Origin of the sequence: Bacteroides timonensis (assembly GCF_000513195.1) — a bacterium.
GTDB lineage: Bacteria > Bacteroidota > Bacteroidia > Bacteroidales > Bacteroidaceae > Bacteroides > Bacteroides timonensis.
Genome location: NZ_CBVI010000007.1, coordinates 1 through 19,302, shown reverse-complemented (window position 1 = coordinate 19,302; position 19,302 = coordinate 1). Strand labels below are relative to the sequence as shown.

The following is a 19,302-nucleotide window of genomic DNA, read 5'->3' as shown; positions in this document are numbered from 1 at the left end:
GAGTATGAGAATTTATATATTTCTGTTAACTGTTTGCTTTACCTTTCAGATGCGTGCACAGCAAGTGCCTGACTGGGAAAATCCTCGCGTAGTAGGTATCAATAAAGAAGAGTATCACAGTACATTGACGTTGCCGTCCAGGAAATCCTCGTGTGAAGAGATTGTGTCTTTGAACGGGAGGTGGAAGTTTTACTGGTCTCCCGATCCGCAAAGTCGGCCGTCGGACTTTTATAAAAATAATTTTGATGTGAGTGGCTGGGATAATATTTCTGTACCGGGGACATGGCAGTTACAAGGCTATGGAAAACCTATTTATACCAATTGGACATATCCTTTTAAGAAAGACCAGCCGAAAGTGACAGGAGAGCCTCCCAAGCATTTTTTTAGTTATGAGAATCGCAATCCGGTGGGGTCTTATGTGACAACTTTTGATGTTTCGGAGGATATGAAAGATAAGCAATTGTATCTGCACTTTGAAGGAGTTAAGTCGGCTATGTATGTATGGATTAACGGGAAAAAAGTAGGATATAGCCAGAATTCCATGGCTCCGGCGGAATTTGATATTACCGAATATGTAAATGAGGGGCAAAACCGTCTGGCGGTAGAGGTATACCGTTGGTTGGATGGCAGCTATCTGGAAGATCAGGATATGTGGCGTTTTAGTGGAATTTATCGCCCGGTAGAGTTGTGGGTACGCCCTAAAATCCATATAAAAGACTATTCGCTGACTACCGATCTGGCAGATGATTTTTCGTCTGCCGGTTTTAAGGCAAAAGTCTGGTTAAGAAACTTGTCGGACAGTAAATCGGGTAAACTGAGTCTTGAGGTTCTATTAAAAGGGAAGAATCGGAATGAGGAGAGATTTGTGAAACGGTTAATCACTCCTGTAAAGAATTTGCCGGCAACATCCGTAGGATGCTATACTTTGTCATCTGTTGTGGAAAATCCGAAACTATGGTCGGCGGAAAAGCCAAACTTGTATGATGTTGAAATAAGGCTTTACGATGGTAAGAAGGTGATTGAGGAGTTTCAATCACATATAGGAATGTGGAAATGCGAGATTGATGGAAATGTATTTAAGTTTAATGGACAGCCTGTTAAATTGAAGGGAGTGAATCGCCATGAACATCATCCACGCACTGGCCGATTAGTGGACAGGGAGACTATGGAAAAGGATTTGAGACTGATGAAACAAGCCAATATTAATATGATCCGTACTGCACACTATCCTAATTCCCCGCTGTTTTATGAATTGTGTGACAGATATGGTTTCTATGTGATGGATGAGGCTAATCAGGAAAGTCATGATTATGGTTTAGGTAATAAAATACTTGGTGACAACCCGGAATGGACGTTAGCGCATGTAGACAGGGCACTTGCATTGGTACAACGCGATAAGAATCACCCTTGTGTGGTCTTTTGGTCTTTGGGTAATGAAGGAGGTGCCGGACGAAATATGCAGGCCATGGCAGATACAATACAGACCATAGATGCTTCACGTATTATTTTTAGTGATACCGATCTTTCTGTATCGGCTTTTAATGATCCTTCTTATTATACTCCCGGAAGGTTTAAGGAATATACCCGGGAAAAACGTGATAAACCTATCTTTATGCGTGAGTATGCTCATGCCATGGGAAATTCTGTCGGTAATTTGCAGGAGTATTGGGATGTCATTGAGGCTAATGATCACGTTTCAGGTGCGGCTATTTGGGATTGGGTCGATCAGGGAATTGCAAAAAAGATAAATCCGGGATATAAGAAGGGAGTGGAGAACTCAGGTTCTTTGCTATTGAAGGAAGGTGAATTCTGGGCTTATGGAGGAGATTTCGGGGATTTTCCTAATAATGGGGATTTCTGTTTTAATGGTTTAATTGGGGCTGACCGTGTTCCTCACCCACACTACTATCAGGTTCAGAAAGTGTATCAGAATATTGGTTTTTCACTTGAAGGTCCGAATAAGGTACGTCTTACCAATAAGTATGAATTTACGGCTTTGGATGAGTTCGATTATGAGTATGAATGGTTGCAGAATGGTGAACTCGTAAAGTCGGGAGAAGTACCGCTTGTGGCTGGAGATCATTTGGATATTCCTTCTTTCACGGGATCGGGTGAGCTTTTCCTGAATGTATTTGCCAAGCTGAAACAGGGTACATGCTGGGCTGAAAAAGGCTTTATTATTAGTAAGGAGCAATTTTTGGTGAATATGGCTAAACCGGAGTCTATTGTTTCGGAAGGGGGAAGTGTTGAAGTGAATGCATCACCGGCTACTATTGAGATTATGGCTGGATTGAATTGCTTCATTGTAGATGTGAAATCCGGTGCTTTGACAAGTTGGAAAAATGATGGAACGGAAATTCTATATGCTCCTTTGGAACCTTATTTCTGGAAACCGGCGAACAGTAATCAGATGAATAATGGTTATAATAACCGTTTAGGAATATGGAGAAACGCTGCTGGTGAACGTGTAGTCGAAGGTGTGGATTATTCTGTGAAGAATGGGCTGGCTGTAGTGGAGGTTAGTATGTCGTTGCCTGTGGTAGGTGCTGCTTATCAATTGCGCTATACTGTAAATGGGAGCGGAAAGATACAAGTTGAAGCTTTCTATAAACCGGAAAAAGAAAAGATCCCATTAATGCCTAAGTTTGGAATGAAGATGCGTTTACCTTCTTCCATGGATTATGTCAAATGGTATGGTCGTGGTGAATTTGAGAACTATCCGGATAGGAAAACGGCTGCTTTAGTCGGTTGTTATGCAACGGATCTCAATAGTTTTGTCACGGATTATGCTTTTCCACAGGATAATGCAAACAGATGTGATGTCCGTTGGTTTTCACTGAATGATAAGGAGGACCGAACGATAAAAGTGACAGGTTTGCAACCGCTCTGCTTTCGTGTGTGGCCGTATGGTGAGGAAGATTTGGAAAAGAACAGGCATGCTTATGAACTACCCGGACGCGATTATGTGAATGTGAATATTGATTTGAATATTCATGGCGTAGGAGGTGCTGATTCTTGGGGGGCAAGAACATTGGATGAATATACAATTGATGGCAATCAAGCTTATTATTATGGTTATTTGATGGAATATTCTGATTGATAGCCATTTATTTATCTAATATTGAAAGTCAAATATCTAATATTGAAAAAGGTGTAAAAGATATGCAGCTATTTTTGTATCGCGTAAAGTTATGGAATGCGAGTTTTAATCATTAAATGTAATAAGTACCATGAAACCAATTAAAAGTGTATTTATATTAATGGCGCTGTGTTGTTGTATCCCGCTTACAGGGCAAGATTATCAGCAAATTCCTGAGGGAATTAAGGCGACCATTAATTCTGTAGATGTAGAATTACAATTCTATACTCCGTCAATTGTAAGAATACTAAAATCTCCTAATGGGTGGAAGTATACAAAGGAGAGTCTTTCTGTAATAGAAACTCCTCAGAAGGTGAAGACTGCCGTTACTCAGGAAGGCAATATTGTAAGCCTGAAAAGTAGTGAAATGGGGGTTGCTCTTAATTTGGAATCTGGTGTTGTGTCTTTCTTTGATGCTAAAGGAGAACCATTGCTCAGTGAAAAAGGAAAGCCTGAGTTCACTGATTTTGATGATGCAGGAACCAAAACGTTTGCAATCAAGCAATCGTTTATTTTAGATAAAGATGAACCTCTTTATGGATTAGGGATTCTCCAGAATGGAAAAATGTCACAGCGTAATCAAACTAAACACCTTGTACAGGGCAATGTGGAGGACGTGGTTCCATTCGTGCAGTCTGTGAAAGGATATGGTCTTTTCTGGGATAATTATTCGCCAACTAACTTTGCTGATAGAGCGGAAGGGACGTCTTTTCAATCTGAAGTAGGAGATTGTATAGACTATTACTTCATGTATGGCAGAAATGCTGATGGTGTAGTTGCACAAATGCGTGCATTGACCGGACAGGTACCCATGTTTCCTTTGTGGACTTACGGTTATTTCCAAAGCAAGGAACGCTATAAAAGTCAGGAAGAAACGGTAGGGGTGGTACGAAAATATCGTGAATTGGGTGTTCCTCTTGACGGAATTATTCAGGATTGGCAATACTGGGGACACAATTATTTGTGGAATGCTATGGATTTCAAAAATCCGTTGTTCAACGAACCTCAAAAAATGATTAATGATGTGCATGGAATGAATGCGCACATGCTGATTTCGATTTGGTCTTCGTTTGGACCGATGACTAAACCTTATAGAGAACTGGATAAGAAAGGTATGCTGTTTAACTTCTCTACATGGCCTCAGTCGGGACTTGAAACTTGGCCGCCCGATATGGAATATCCTTCCGGAGTACGCGTATACGATGCCTATAATCCGAAAGCCCGTGATATCTACTGGAAATATCTGAATGAAGGCATTTTCAAATTGGGCATGGATGGATGGTGGATGGATTCTACAGAACCCGACCATTTCGATTGGAAACCGGAAGACTTTGATACAAAGACCTATCTGGGTTCATTCCGCAAAGTACGCAATGCTTATCCGCTGCTGACAGTGGGTGGAGTATATGATAACCAGCGTGCAGTAACTTCCGATAAACGTGTGTTTATTCTTACACGTTCCGTATTTGCCGGGCAACAGCGTTACGGAGCCAATGTATGGTCGGGAGATATCGGATCTTCCTGGGAATCACTGCGTAATCAGATTCCGGCAGGCTTGAATTTTACTCTTACCGGAAATCCTAATTTCAATACTGATATAGGTGGTTTCTTTGCCGGACATTATAACAAGAGTTGGAATGACGGGAGTGCACCTAAGAATCCAATGTTTCAGGAATTGTATGTACGCTGGCTACAATTCGGGACATTTACTCCAATGATGCGTTCGCATGGAGCTGATACGCCGAGAGAAATTTATCAATTTGGGAAAAAAGGCAAACCTGTATATGATGCTATTGAAAAGATGATTAATCTGCGTTATTCATTGTTGCCTTATATCTATTCCACTTCATGGGAAGTGACTGAACGCCAATCGAGCTTTATGCGTGCTTTGGTAATGGATTTTGCCGGTGATAAGAATGTATGGGATATAAAAGACCAGTATATGTTTGGTAAATCCATTCTTGTAGCGCCGGTGGTCGATGCACAGTACACTCAGGAAAAGGTGGTGAAGGTAAATGAGAATGATGGCTGGAATAGAAATAACGCTCAGAAGTTTGGGGATAAGGCTCCGGTAGACTTTATGCAGGCTAAGTCCGCAAAGGTATATTTGCCGGCGGGTGCTACCTGGTATGATTTCTGGACGAATGAGAAGTATGACGGCGGACAAGAAATAGAAAAGGAAACGACTATTGATGTCATTCCTTTGTATGTCAAGGCGGGTAGTATTATTCCAATGGGACCTAAAGTGCAGTATGCGACGGAGAAACCGTGGGATAATCTTGAATTGAGAGTATATGCCGGTGCCAATGGTTCCTTTGTTCTTTATGAGGATGAATTTGATAATTATAATTATGAGCAGGGAGCATATACAGAGATTCCTGTCGTATGGAATGATGCATCACGCCAGTTGACCATAGGGGCTCGAAAAGGTGCATACAAGGGAATGTTGAATAATAGAAAGTTCACAATCGTACTTCAAGACGGAACTCGGAAAGTTGTTGACTATAAAGGGAAAAGAGTTAGTGTGAAATTTTAGTGTCATTTGGAAATATAGATTTTAAAGACTAAGAGTATCATGAAAAAGATGATGTTAGCATGGCTGACTGTTGCTTCATTACTGATGGGGTGTTCCGGTTCGGAAACGTCGGTGAAGGGGACGTATCGTAATCCTGTAATTTATGCTGATGTACCGGATATGTCCGTTACGCGTGCAGGAGAGTACTATTATATGATAAGTACCACTATGCATTTAATGCCCGGTGGACCTGTTATGAGATCAAAAGACTTGGTGAATTGGGAAACAGTGAGCTATATCTTCGATAAGCTGACTGATAACTCAAAGTATGATTTGATTGGTGGAACTGTTTATGGACGCGGCCAATGGGCATCTTCCATACGCTATCATAATGGGAAATTCTATGTATTGTTCTCGCCAAACGATGTGCCCTATCGGTCGTATATATTCACGGCGGAAGATCCGGCAGGGAAGTGGGAACTATTATCAAGAACACAGCATTTTCATGATGCCTCTTTGTTTTTTGATGATGACGGCCGAGTATATGTATTCTATGGAACTGGTGAGCTGAAGGAGTTGAAGAGTGACTTGTCGGATGTGAAACCCGATGGAGTCAGTATGAAGATTTTTGAACGGGATGCTGATGAACAGGGTTTACTGGAAGGAAGTCAGGTTGTGAAACATAACGGAAAGTATTATTTGCTGATGATTTCCATGGATTGGAGTATCCCCGGTCGGGTACGCAGGGAAGTATGTTATCGTGCAGACAAGATAACAGGGCCTTATGAGAAGAAGGTTATCCTGGAGCATGATTTTGATGGTTATGGAGGAGTAGGTCAAGGTTGTATTATTGACTCGGAAGAAGGAGACTGGTATGGGGTTATTTTTCAAGACCGCGGAGGGATAGGCCGTGTACCTACTCTTATGCCCTGCCGTTGGGTAGACGGATGGCCGATGCTGGGAGATGAAAATGGACATGTGCCTTTGACGATGGAAAAAGAGATATATCCGACTGAAAATACCAAAGGAATACTTGGAAGTGATGATTTCAACGGAGAGAAACTTTCACTCTATTGGCAATGGAATCACAATCCGGCGGATGATAAGTGGTCGCTCACAGAACGGCCGGGATATTTACGTTTAGAAACCAGCCGGGTGGTTGATAATCTGTATCTTGCTCCGAATACAATTACACAGCGTATGGAAGGACCGAAATGTAAGGCTACTGTCTCGCTTGATATTTCGAATATGAAAGATGGTGATGTGGCAGGTTTCAGTGCATTCAATGGACATTCCGGGCTTTTGTCTGTGGTGAAGGAGGGAGATGCGAAACGACTTGTAATGTCTACCAATGTAGTCAACTTTGATAATACTCCTAATAAAGCTATCGCAAGTGTGGATGTAGAGGAAAAGGAACAGGTAGAACTTAATCAGAATATCATTTATTTGCGTATAGAAGGTGATTTTACTCCGAAGCGGGATATTGCTACTTTCTATTACAGCCTGGACAATAAGGAATGGAAGAAGATCGGAACGGATTTCAAAATGCGTTTTGATTATACAAAACTGTTTATGGGAAGTAAGTTTGCCATCTTTAACTATGCAACAAAATCGTTGGGAGGTTATGTCGACGTTGATTACTTTGACTACGAGAGGGCAAATGATAGGGTGACTATTAATAAATAATATCTTGATATTCATGAAATATTTTTTAGTTATAACGGCATTATTGATTTGCTTCACAATAAAAGCGGAGGAAAAACAGATAGCAAGTCCGGATGGGAAAATAGTAGTAACCATCTCTGATAAGAATGGACAACCTTCATATCGCATCAGTTATAAGGATACTCCTTTTATCAATTCTTCTTCTTTGGGACTTATTACGAATATAGGTGATTTTTCCCGGGAAATGTCTTTGGGACACGATGTTCAGTCAAATAGAATTGACGAGACCTATATGTTGCCCAATATAAAGCAGAGTAATGTGCACTATGTAGCTACAGAGGGGGTGTACCGGTTTAGTCAGCAAGGTAAGACGATTTATGATGTTATATTTCGTGTAAGCGACCGGGATGTTGCTTTCAAGTATAAAATGTATCCTCAAAAGAATACTTTATCCTGCGTTGTGAAAGAGGAAGCGACAAGTTTTGTACTTCCTGACGGGAGTACGACTTTTTTGTGTCCGCAAAGCAAACCTATGGGAGGATTTGCCCGTACTTCTCCCAGTTATGAGACACCGTATAAAGCAGATGATACCATGGGCAAAAATGGATGGGGTGAAGGTTATACTTTCCCTTGTCTGTTCCGTAATGGTGATAAAGGATGGATACTTATTTCGGAAACGGGTGTAGATAGCAAATATTGTGGAAGTCGCTTACTGGGACATGAAAATGGCTTGTATACAATCGGTTTTCCTCAAGAGGGTGAAATGAATGGAAATGGTACAACTGCACCCGGACTTGCCCTGCCGGGAGAAACGCCTTGGAGAACGATCACTTTGGGTGAAACTTTAGCTCCGATTGTTGAAACGACAGTTTCCTTTGATGTTGTAAAGCCACTGTATGAAGCATCCGGAAAATATGAATACGGCAGAGGTTCCTGGAGCTGGATTATCGGTATGGATGGAAGTACGAAATATGAAGAGCAATTACGTTATATTGATTTCTCTGCGGCAATGGGATACCAGTCTGTATTGGTAGATGCATTGTGGGATACGCAAATAGGCTATGACAAAGTTGAAAAGCTGGCTAAGTATGGTGCGGAAAAAGGAGTGGGGCTGTATCTGTGGTATAATTCTAATGGATATTGGAATGATGCCCCACAATCACCGCGTGGTATCATGGACAATGCGATAGCCCGACGCAAGGAGATGAAATGGATGCAAAGCATTGGAATACGCGGTATAAAGGTTGACTTCTTTGGTGGTGATAAGCAAGTTACCATGCAGCTGTATGAAGATATTCTTGCTGATGCCAATGAGTATGGGTTACTGGTGATTTTCCACGGGTGTACTTTGCCTCGCGGTTGGGAACGTATGTATCCTAACTTTGCGTCGAGTGAAGCCGTATTGGCCAGTGAGAACCTGCATTTCTCTCAGGGAAGTTGTGACAATGAGGCTTTCAATGCCTGTCTGCATCCATTTATTCGTAATACGGTGGGTAGCATGGACTTTGGTGGTAGTGCACTGAATAAATATTATAATGCGGATAATGCTCCGCGCGGCAGCCGGCGTATGACTTCTGATGTGTTTGCTTTGGCTACTGCGGTATTGTTCCAAAGTCCGGTACAACATTTTGCCTTGGCTCCGAACAATCTGACAGATGCTCCGGAATGGGCGATAGGCTTCATGAAAGAAGTCCCCACTACATGGGATGAAGTACGCTTTATTGATGGCTATCCCGGTAAATATGTAGTTATGGCACGCAGGCATGGAGATAAATGGTATATTGCAGGAGTTAATGCGCAGAAAGAGACCGTAAAGTTTAAGATTGCCTTACCGATGTTTATGCCTGGTGATCAAGTGAGGGTATTTACTGATAATGAAGAATTGCAAGGAAATGTAAAACAAATAAAGGTAAATAAGAAGCAGGAATTACAATTGGCAATGCCTTGCAATGGTGGAATATTAATTGTAGAATAATCAAACTAAAAAAGCAATATGGATAAAATGAAATCTTTATTCTTTTCATCGCTATTGGTGGTGGTGAGTACTTCGGGATTGGCGCAAAATCCAATCATTCAGACAAATTATACGGCTGATCCGGCCCCAATGGTATATAATGATAAAGTATATCTTTATACTACCCATGATGAGGATAATTCTACCTGGTTTACGATGAACGACTGGCGATTGTATACGACCAGTGATATGGTGAACTGGACGGATCATGGCGCGGTGTTATCATATACTGATTTTAGTTGGGCAAAAGGGGATGCATGGGCTCCGCAATGCATTGAGAGAGATGGCAAGTTTTATATGTATGTACCCATGATTTCGAATATAAACAATAGAGGTGCAATTGGTGTGGCGGTAGCTGACAGTCCTTACGGGCCCTTCTATGATCCGCTTGGAAAGCCATTGGTTCAGAGTGAATGGGGAGACATTGATCCGACTGTTTTTATTGATGATGACGGACAGGCTTATTTGTATTGGGGAAACCCTAACCTGTATTATGTGAAGTTGAATGAAGATATGATTTCTTATAGTGGGGATATTGTACGTGTACCTTTGGTAGCAGAATCGTTTGGTAAACGCGAAGGCGATGCCCAGAGAGCTACTCTGTATGAAGAAGGTCCCTGGCTTTATAAGCGGGATAAGAAGTATTATTTATTCTGGCCGGGAGGTCCGCTGCCCGAGCATATCGGATACTCAACCAGCGAGACTCCTACAGGTCCGTGGAAATACGGTGGAGTAGTGATGCCTGCCGGTGGCGGAGCGTTTACCATCCACCCGGGAGTTATTGATTTCAAGGGTAAAACTTACTTTTTCTATCATAACGGACAGTTACCCGGAGGTGGTGGATTCAACCGTTCGGTATGTGTTGAAGAACTTAAATTCAACAAAGACGGTTCTATTCCTCAACTGAAGATGACAGAGGGTATTACAAAAGGGATTACGACACTGAATCCGTATGTAAAAACGGAAGCGGAGACTATCGCTTTTTCCGAAGGGTTCAAGTCTTTCAAAAATGATCAGGTGGGTGTTTTTGTTACGGCAATGAAGAATGGCAGTTATACTTGTGTTCGCGGTGTAGATTTCAAGGCAACCGGTGCAACGAAGTTCAGTGCTAGAATAGGAACTACACATAATGATCCCGTAAATCTGGAAATCCGTCTGGATGGTGTTGACGGGCAACTGATAGGGACAATGAAGGTACCGCGTACAGGAGGAAGTGATCGTTGGGACTTGCGGACTATTGATATTACAAAAGTGACAGGAGTACATGATTTGTATTTTGTAGTAAAGGGGCGGCCTGCTACCAATCTTATGTATTTTGATTATTGGATGTTCTCTAAATAACTTGTACTAAATACTATGAGGAATAAAAGAAAGTATATCAGAACAACAGGAATCATCCTGTTGTTCTGTGTTGCTTTGTTGAATACGGCATGTGCTTCAAAGCAAAAAGAGAAAGTCGTTCTTGAACTGAAACAGGGATTACTTTCGCTGATACCATTAAATCAGAATGCTGTCCGGGTACAGTTTTCCCAACCGGGTTCGGTGCCTATGGAAGAGCTTATCTATACAGAAAAACTTCCTGTTCCTGAATATGAAGTTACAGAAGATAAGCAATCGCTGCTTTTATCTCTGGATGGGATTTCAGTGGAATTCGACAAAGGTACGGAAGTCTTGACTTTTAAAGATGCGAATAAGCGTATCATTCTTCAAGAGAAAGTTAACGGGCGTTTCATGAAGGTTTCTTCTGTACAGAATGAACCTACCTATCAGGTGGAACAGCGTTTTGTTTCTCCGAAAGATGAATACATATATGGTACAGGTCAGTTTCAGGACGGTTATCTAAATATCCGGGGATTGACACGGCGTTTGACGCAGGTGAATACGCAGATTTCTATTCCTTTTATTCTTTCAAGTAAAGGCTATGGACTGCTGTGGAACAACTATGGATTGACGGATTTTAATCCGGCAGATAAATCTGTCGAGTTGACTCCCGCCAATGCAAGTGGAGAGGCTGTTACGGTAAATACCACCGGTACGAGTGGAAATGTAAAGGAAACCAGGCAAATCTATTCGTTTACAGCTTCGGTGGAAGTACCTCGCTCCGGTAGTTATTCTTTGTTGCTGGATGTGGGACAGCGAATGGCACGGAAGTATTATCTGGTTATTGACGGACAAAAGATTGTGGATGTCAATAATTTATGGTTGCCTCCCACTACTTCTGCCATTGTGGAACTGACAGCCGGTAAGCACGATATAGAAGTGCAAGGTGAACGTAATGATAAGCCTGTGTTATATTGGCGTCCTGTTTCAGAAGAGACTGTATTCCGTTCTCCGGTTGCCCAAATGTTAGATTATACGGTTTTCGCCGGTAACGGAGATGAAGTGATTGCGAGTTATCGGGAACTAACGGGACCTGCCCCCATGATGCCTTTGTGGAGTCTGGGATATATACATTGCCGGGAGCGTTATAATACTCAGGCGGAATTGCTGGAGAATGCCCGTGAATTCCGGGAACGGAAATTGCCTATCGATATGATTGTACAGGACTGGCAATATTGGGGAAAATATGGCTGGAATGCCATGAAGTTTGATGAAGACAGATATCCTGATCCGGGAAGTATGATGAAGGAACTTCATGAGATGGATATGCGTCTGATGATCTCTGTATGGTCTAAAATTGATGCTCAGTCCGAAGTGGGGAAACAAGCCAAGGAAAAGGGATATTACATACCGGGCAGTGACTGGATTGACTTTTTCAATCCGGATGCGGCGGCCTTCTATTGGCAGAATTTCCGTACCGGATTATTGAAATATGGTATTGATGCCTGGTGGCAGGATGCCACTGAACCGGAGAATGATGATTTGCAGAACCGCCGCATCGATCGTGAACAAACTCCGGGAGAGGTGTACCGGAATGTATATCCGATGTATGTCAGCAAGACAATCTATGAAGGTTTACGCCAGGATGATCCTGACAGGCGAGCTATGATTTTTACTCGCAGTGGATTTTCAGGAATGCAACGTTATGCAGCCGCCACGTGGTCGGGAGACGTAGGACATGACTGGGAAACCTTACGCCGGCAAATCGTAGGAGGATTGGGGCAGATGGCGACAGGTCTGCCTTGGTGGACTTATGATGCGGGTGGTTTCTTCCGTCCGGGCGACCAGTATACAAATACCGGATACCATGAACAGTTGATCCGCTGGATACAGGCAGGAACATTTTTCCCATTGATGCGTGTGCATGGCTATATGAGTAATACCGAGCCGTGGCGATATGGAGAAAAGGTGGAACATATCATCGCCCGGTATCTGGATTTACGTTATAGACTTCTTCCTTATATCTATTCACAAAATGCTGCGGTTTCATTCAGTGGTTCTACTTTGATGCGTCCGTTGGTGATGGATTTCCCTGAAGACCGTTTTGCACTGGAACAAAACTATCAGTTCATGTTCGGACCTTCTATACTGGTGGCTCCGGTGGTGGAAAGCGGTGTTAACCGGATGAAGGTTTATCTTCCGGAATGTCCGGCCGGCTGGGTAGATTTCTGGAATGGTACACCTCATAAGGGAGGTATATTCACAGATGTAAATGTGGATCTTATGAAGACTCCTTTATTTGTGAAAGCGGGTTCTATATTGCCGTTGGGACCTCAGAAGCAATATGCATCGGAGGAGACGGAACAACCGTGGGAAATCCGTATTTATCCGGGGGCTGATGGTTCTTATTCTGTTTATGAAGACGAAGGAATCAATTACAATTATGAGAAAGGTCAGTTCAGCACGTTTGATTTGAAGTGGAATAATTCGGATAAGACCCTTACTATCAGTGACAGAAAAGGTTCATTTGCAGGAATGAAGGAAAGAATGGACTTCAATATTGTAATTGTAACGCCGGAGTCAGGCACTGGAATTTATCAGTCAAAAGTGAATAAGAGCATTGTCTATGAGGGAAAATCAATGGTGATATCACTGTAGCCTGCATAATTCGTATGCAGGAGTTAAAGACCAGACAATGCGTGGGAGAGTATAACGGTAGTGGCGATTAGAGTGCGTGAAAGGGTAAGGATGAAGTTCATATACGCCTCGATATTATATTTTATATCGCACGGTATATTAAATTATATCGTCCGGTATAATTAAATATATCGTCCGGTATAATTAAATATACCGTGTGGTATAATTTAATATACCGTTCGGTATAATATAATATATCATCCGGTATATATACTTCATCCTTAGGCTGTGGGAAGGTATCTCATACTCACCTTCTATCGGTCGCATGGCATGGTAGGAGTTATCACTTCTAACTCCTACTATGCATTATGCAGGTTAAGTAGGGTAGTGTTTTCTTAAGACAATGATTTAGAAATATCTTAAAATATGAAGAATAATATGAAACAGTTTTTGGCCCTCATAGGGCTTGTAATAGCATCCATTACTACAGGATGTGGTCAATCCCATACTGTGTGGCTTGATGATTTGGATCTGACAGCTATGGCTCAAGGCCATGGAGTAGCTATGAAAAATAAATCGGTTGACGGTAAAACCCTGACAATCGGAGGGCAAACGTTTGAACGTGGAGTAGGTACCCATTCAGTCAGTGAGATAGCAATTCAATTGGATGGCAAAGCCGTATCATTTACGGCCCAGGTAGGGTTGGATGATGAGATCATCGAGCATAAAACGTCTGCCGAGTTTATTGTAATAGGAGATGGAACCAGACTTTGGTCCAGTGGGATTGTAAAGGCAGGAGATGCGCCTAAATTATGTTCGGTTTCACTGGATGGAGTCAAAAGGCTTGAGCTGATTGTTGCTGATGGTGGTGACGGGCCTTATTATGACCATGCTGACTGGGCGGATGCAAAGATAATATCAAAAGGAAAGAAGAGTTTTCCTACACTTAAATTCATTGCTACGGAACCTTATATACTGACTCCACCCGCTCCTGCAACACCGAGAATTAATGGGGCCTCTGTGTTTGGAGTGCGACCCGGTTCGCCATTCCAATATCAGATAGCAGCTACAGGCGATCGTCCGATGAGGTTTGCAGCGGAGGGATTACCGGTAGGGTTGGAGATTCACCCGGAAACGGGTCTGATTATGGGTAAGCTAACCAAGGCTGGTACATTTGAAGTGGTTTTACAGGCGAAAAATGTGAAAGGAACGGCAGAAAGAAAACTTCGTATTGAGTGTGGTGACAGAATTGCTCTTACTCCGCCGATGGGATGGAACAGTTGGAACTGCTTCGGGCACGAAGTCTCGGCTGAGAAAGTGAAGCAAGCGGCAAGAGCTATGATTGAAAGTGGTTTAGTGAATTATGGCTGGACTTATATCAATATAGATGATTCATGGCAACATCACAGAGATCCCAACGACCGGACCAGAGGTGGACGATTGCGTGACGATCAGGGTAATATCATACCTAATGCCCAATTTCCTGATATGAAAGGGTTAACGGACTACATACATTCGCTTGGACTGAAAGTGGGTATTTATTCTTCACCCGGTCCGTGGACTTGCGGAGGTTGCGTAGGCAGTTATGGTTATGAAAAGCAAGATGCCGATATGTATGGCAAATGGGGGCTTGATTATTTGAAATATGACTGGTGCAGTTACGGGGGAGTTCTTGACCGTGATTTAGATAAGGATCCTTACAGCGTGTCTTCCTTGGCGTTTCAAGGGGGAGGGGATTCAATTGCCGGTAGAAAGCCATTTAAGATTATGGGGGATTATTTGCGTCAGCAGCCCAGGGACATTGTTTATAACCTGTGTCAGTATGGTATGGGGGATGTCTGGAAATGGGGAGATGCCGTTGGAGGCCAGTGCTGGCGTACGACTAACGATATCACCGATACTTGGGAAAGTGTAAAAGGCATCGCTCTTTCTCAGGACCGTGCAGCTGCATGGGCGAAACCCGGTAACTGGAATGATCCGGACATGCTGGTTCTAGGTATTGTAGGTTGGGGAAATCCTCACCAAACCAAGCTTAAACCTGATGAGCAGTATCTCCATTTCAGTCTTTGGAGTTTATTCTCCGCACCGCTTCTGATAGGTTGTGACTTGGAGAAAATGGATGATTTTACCCTGAGTCTGCTGACTAACAATGAGGTGATAGCTGTTAATCAGGATCCTTTGGGTAAACAAGCCACATGTGTATATTCAATAGGAGAATTACGTATTTATGTGAAAGAACTTGAAGATGGCAGTAAGGCGGTTGGTTTCTGTAATTTCGACCGGGAAAAGACTGATATCTCTTTCCGTGATTTTGATAAACTGAATATTACGGGTAAGCAAACTGTGCGTGACCTTTGGAGACAAAAGGATATAAGAACCTTGGATACAGGACGGAAGCCATTGTCTCTCAATATTCCGGCACATGGTGTACTTCTTTATAAATTTACACCGGTTCAATGAAATATAAAAAAATAGAATTACTTACTTAATTGTTTTTATCATGAGAAACACTCTTTTTATTGTTAGTTTATATCTGATCTTATCCGCCTGTGGCGAGAAAAGTAATGAAGTGAAGTTTATTTCGGAAGGTAATCCGATAGTGACGGATAAGTTTACCGCCGACCCGGCACCCATGGTTCATAAAGGTAGATTGTACCTCTACGTGGGTCACGATGAGGCTGAAGAAGGACAGGATTTTAACATAACCGAATGGTTGTGCTATTCCACTGAAGACATGAAGACGTGGACTGATCATGGGTGCGTGCTTAAACCTACGGATTTCTCATGGGGTGTAGGAGAAGCATGGGCGTCTCAGGTCGTGGAGAAAGATGGGAAATTCTATTATTATACAACGGTACAGGCTGGTGCGCCATATAATAGTAAAACGGTGGGAGTTGCCGTGTCGGATAGTCCGACAGGGCCTTTCATCGATGCTCGGGGCACGCCGCTTATTACGGATGATATGACTCCTAATGGTGCGCGCGGATGGTGGAACGACATAGATCCGACGGTTTTTATAGATGATAACGGTACTCCCTGGATGAGTTGGGGCAACGGAACCTGCTTCTTGGTTAAACTTAAACCTAATATGATAGAACTGGATGGAAACATAGAGATTCTTAAAATGCCGAAATTTGTGGAAGGGCCATGGATTCATAAGCGTGAAAATCTTTATTATCTGACATACGCTTCAATGGGCAAAGGGCGTGAAACAATTAGCTATGCCACGGCGCCCAGCATGGAAGGCCCATGGACCTATCGTGGAGTCTTGACAGGAATGGCAGAAAATAGCTTTACCATACACCCGGGAATCATTGAATTCAAGGGACAAAACTATCTGTTCTATCATAATGCAATACTTACCCTGAACGGTAAATCAGGAGCTACAGGCCGTAGAAGTGTTTGTGTAGATTATCTATATTACTTGCCGGACGGACGTATGGCCTATGTTGAACAAACAAAGGAAGGAATCACCGTGAAGCCGAAGACTGCCGCCGAAGTAGCTGAGATTGTAAATCCATACACTGATGAAAAAGAAGTTGTGGTAGAAAAAGAAGTAATAGCGGATTGAATGTAAATTGAGCAAGTAATATTATATATCATGAACAAGAGAATAACTTTATTTCTCATTACCCTTTTAACGGTTTGTGGGGCACAATCGCAGGACAATAATCAAAATCGGAACGCCGATTTCCATAAATGGGCGGAAACACCGCCTATGGGTTGGAATAGTTGGGATTGCTTTGGGGCTAATGTTACTGAGGCGGAAGTGAAAGCCAATGCCGATTATATGGCGGAGCACCTGAAAGACTACGGGTGGGAGTATATTGTTGTGGATATCCGCTGGTTTGTGGAAAATCAGACTACCGGTTACTATAACTTCAAGGATCCTAAATATGTGCTCGATGAATACGGCCGTTATATGCCTGTCGTGAACCGTTTTCCATCAGCTGGCAACGGAAATGGATTTAAGCCTCTTGCTGACTATATCCACAGTAAAGGATTGAAGTTCGGTATCCATTTGATGCGCGGTGTGCCCACACTTGCCGTAGAGAAAAAATTGCCAGTGAAAGATGCCGGTGGAGTAACGGCTGCCGATATTTATTCTACCGACTGGAAATGCCCCTGGTTGGGAGATAACTACACGATTGTAGCCGACAGACCGGGAGCGCAGGAATATTATAATTCAATCTTCAATCTGTATGCTTCATGGGGAGTGGATTTTGTTAAGATTGATGATCTTTCCCGCCCTTATCACCAGGCGGAAATAGAGATGATACGTAAGGCGATTGACCGTACCGGACGGCCGATTGTATTGAGCATGTCACCGGGAGAAACCGATGTGAACAAGGCGGATCACGCTGTAGAACATGCTAATATGTGGCGTACGGTAGATGATTTCTGGGACAATTGGCCGCATCTTTACCATCAGTTTGAAGTATGTCCCAAATGGGCGCCTTATATAGGTCGTGGCGCATGGCCCGATGCCGATATGTTGCCGTTGGGGCATATTGATCTTCGAGGTAATGCCCGTATGAGCAAGTTTACGCGGGATGAACAATATATGGTTATGACGTTGTTTGCTATGTTCAAGTCGCCGCTGATGTTCGGTGGGCACTTGCCTGATAATGATAAATTCACCAATTCGCTGATAACGAATGAAGAAGTGCTCTATGTACATCGGAACTCTGTAAACAACAAGCAATGGTATAATAAAGATGGCATTATAGCCTGGACAGCTGATGATCCCAGAAATGGAGATAAATATCTGGCACTGTTCTATGTAGATCAGAAAGAACCCCGGGAGTCACATCCTGCCAATCGGAAAGTGACTGTAGATCTGAAAGAATTAGGATTTGGCGGAGCTGCCAAAGTACGTGATATCTGGAGGAATCAGGATCTTGGTAACTTCTCGGGAACGGAGTTCTCACCTGTCATCAATTATCACGGTGCAGGGCTGTACAGGATCTCGAAAAAGTTGAAAGTACAGACTAACAATCCGATTATTCAGACTAAATATACAGCTGATCCGGCACCAATGGTGCACAATGATACTGTATTCCTTTATTCAAGCCACGACGATGACAATGCGAAAGGCTTTGTTATGCGCGAATGGTTGCTTTATACTTCGACTGATATGGTGAATTGGACAGATCACGGAGTGATTGCCTCGCTGAAAGACTTCAAATGGGTTCCTTATGACAATGGTGCCTGGGCACCGCAGTGTATTGAACGCAACGGGAAATTCTATATGTATTGTCCGATGCCCGGTGGGATAGGCATCGGTGTGCTGGTTGCCGATAGTCCTTATGGGCCGTTTATAGATCCCATTGGAAAGCCATTAGTGAAAAATAGTTATGCTGATATAGATCCTACGGTGCTGATTGATGATGATGGACAAGCTTATATGTATTGGGGAAATCCGGATTTATACTATGTGAAGTTGAATGAAGACATGATTTCCTGTGACGGTGAAGTAGTGCACGAGCAGATGACACATGAGGCTTTTGGCGAACGGAAGGGGAATCAGAAACGCCCCACTTTGTATGAGGAAGGGCCGTGGGCTTACAAGAGAAAGAATAAGTATTACATGGCGTTCGCATCCACCTGCTGTCCCGAAGGCATGGGATATTCGATGAGTGACTCTCCAACTGGTCCCTGGGTATATAAAGGTATGATTATGGAAGGTGACAGAAGATCAAATGGCAATCATCCGGGCATTATCGACTATAAAGGGAATACGTATGTCTTTGGCTTCAATTATGATATCCATTTTTCCAAGATTTCCCAGCACTATGAGCGACGCTCTATTTGTGTAGAGAAACTGACCTTTAATCCGGATGGCACAATTCAGCAACTTCCGTTCTGGACGGCAAAAGGCGTAGATCCGGTGGGTAAGCTGGATCCTTACCGTCGCGTTGAAGCTGAGACAATAGCTTGGAGCGAGGGCTTGAAGACAGAAAAGAGCGAGGCAGGTATGTATGTTACAGCTATCCACGACGGGGATTATAT

9 protein-coding genes and 1 pseudogene are annotated in these 19,302 nt (G+C 42.9%); all 10 read left to right on the top strand.

Features of this window, described 5'->3' with window-relative positions:
• Positions 1–4: 4 nt before the first annotated feature.
• Positions 5–3,100, top strand: a complete 3,096-nt coding sequence (locus BN161_RS02195) for a glycoside hydrolase family 2 TIM barrel-domain containing protein (protein WP_044262781.1) — start codon at positions 5–7, stop codon at positions 3,098–3,100.
• Between the two features lie 130 nt (positions 3,101–3,230).
• Complete coding sequence (locus BN161_RS02190; RefSeq protein WP_044262652.1) at positions 3,231–5,675, top strand: glycoside hydrolase family 31 protein; 2,445 nt, start codon at positions 3,231–3,233, stop codon at positions 5,673–5,675.
• A 39-nt stretch (positions 5,676–5,714) separates the two neighbouring features.
• Positions 5,715–7,340 carry a glycoside hydrolase family 43 protein gene (locus BN161_RS02185; RefSeq protein WP_044262649.1) on the top strand — a complete coding sequence of 542 codons (1,626 nt, stop codon included), beginning with the start codon at positions 5,715–5,717 and terminating at the stop codon, positions 7,338–7,340.
• A 13-nt stretch (positions 7,341–7,353) separates the two neighbouring features.
• Positions 7,354–9,294, top strand: a complete 1,941-nt coding sequence (locus tag BN161_RS02180; protein WP_044262646.1) for a glycoside hydrolase family 97 protein — start codon at positions 7,354–7,356, stop codon at positions 9,292–9,294.
• Between the two features lie 18 nt (positions 9,295–9,312).
• Positions 9,313–10,674: a glycoside hydrolase family 43 protein gene (locus BN161_RS02175; protein WP_081743607.1), complete on the top strand. Its 1,362-nt coding sequence runs from the start codon at positions 9,313–9,315 to the stop codon at positions 10,672–10,674.
• Between the two features lie 15 nt (positions 10,675–10,689).
• Positions 10,690–13,311 carry a glycoside hydrolase family 31 protein gene (locus tag BN161_RS02170; protein WP_044262644.1) on the top strand — a complete coding sequence of 874 codons (2,622 nt, stop codon included), beginning with the start codon at positions 10,690–10,692 and terminating at the stop codon, positions 13,309–13,311.
• A 405-nt stretch (positions 13,312–13,716) separates the two neighbouring features.
• Positions 13,717–15,750, top strand: a complete 2,034-nt coding sequence (locus BN161_RS02165) for an NPCBM/NEW2 domain-containing protein (protein ID WP_044262642.1) — start codon at positions 13,717–13,719, stop codon at positions 15,748–15,750.
• Positions 15,751–15,790: 40 nt separating this feature from the next.
• Entirely contained in the window at positions 15,791–16,861 is a 1,071-nt protein-coding gene (locus tag BN161_RS02160; RefSeq protein ID WP_044262640.1) for a glycoside hydrolase family 43 protein, read from the top strand.
• Between the two features lie 30 nt (positions 16,862–16,891).
• Positions 16,892–18,199, top strand: a pseudogene (locus BN161_RS30290) (glycoside hydrolase family 27 protein); the annotation flags it as partial.
• A 27-nt stretch (positions 18,200–18,226) separates the two neighbouring features.
• The coding region (locus BN161_RS30285; protein WP_394332281.1) for a glycoside hydrolase family 43 protein at positions 18,227–19,302 on the top strand (1,076 nt) is incomplete at its 3' end.

Excerpts from the sequence above, each read along its gene's own strand:
- BN161_RS02195 (WP_044262781.1), top strand. The coding sequence starts at position 5 with ATGAGAATTTATATATTTCTGTTAACTGTTTGCTTTACCTTTCAGATG.
- BN161_RS02190 (WP_044262652.1), top strand. The coding sequence starts at position 3,231 with ATGAAACCAATTAAAAGTGTATTTATATTAATGGCGCTGTGTTGTTGT.
- BN161_RS02185 (WP_044262649.1), top strand. The coding sequence starts at position 5,715 with ATGAAAAAGATGATGTTAGCATGGCTGACTGTTGCTTCATTACTGATG.
- BN161_RS02180 (WP_044262646.1), top strand. The coding sequence starts at position 7,354 with ATGAAATATTTTTTAGTTATAACGGCATTATTGATTTGCTTCACAATA.
- BN161_RS02175 (WP_081743607.1), top strand. The coding sequence starts at position 9,313 with ATGGATAAAATGAAATCTTTATTCTTTTCATCGCTATTGGTGGTGGTG.
- BN161_RS02170 (WP_044262644.1), top strand. The coding sequence starts at position 10,690 with ATGAGGAATAAAAGAAAGTATATCAGAACAACAGGAATCATCCTGTTG.
- BN161_RS02165 (WP_044262642.1), top strand. The coding sequence starts at position 13,717 with ATGAAGAATAATATGAAACAGTTTTTGGCCCTCATAGGGCTTGTAATA.
- BN161_RS02160 (WP_044262640.1), top strand. The coding sequence starts at position 15,791 with ATGAGAAACACTCTTTTTATTGTTAGTTTATATCTGATCTTATCCGCC.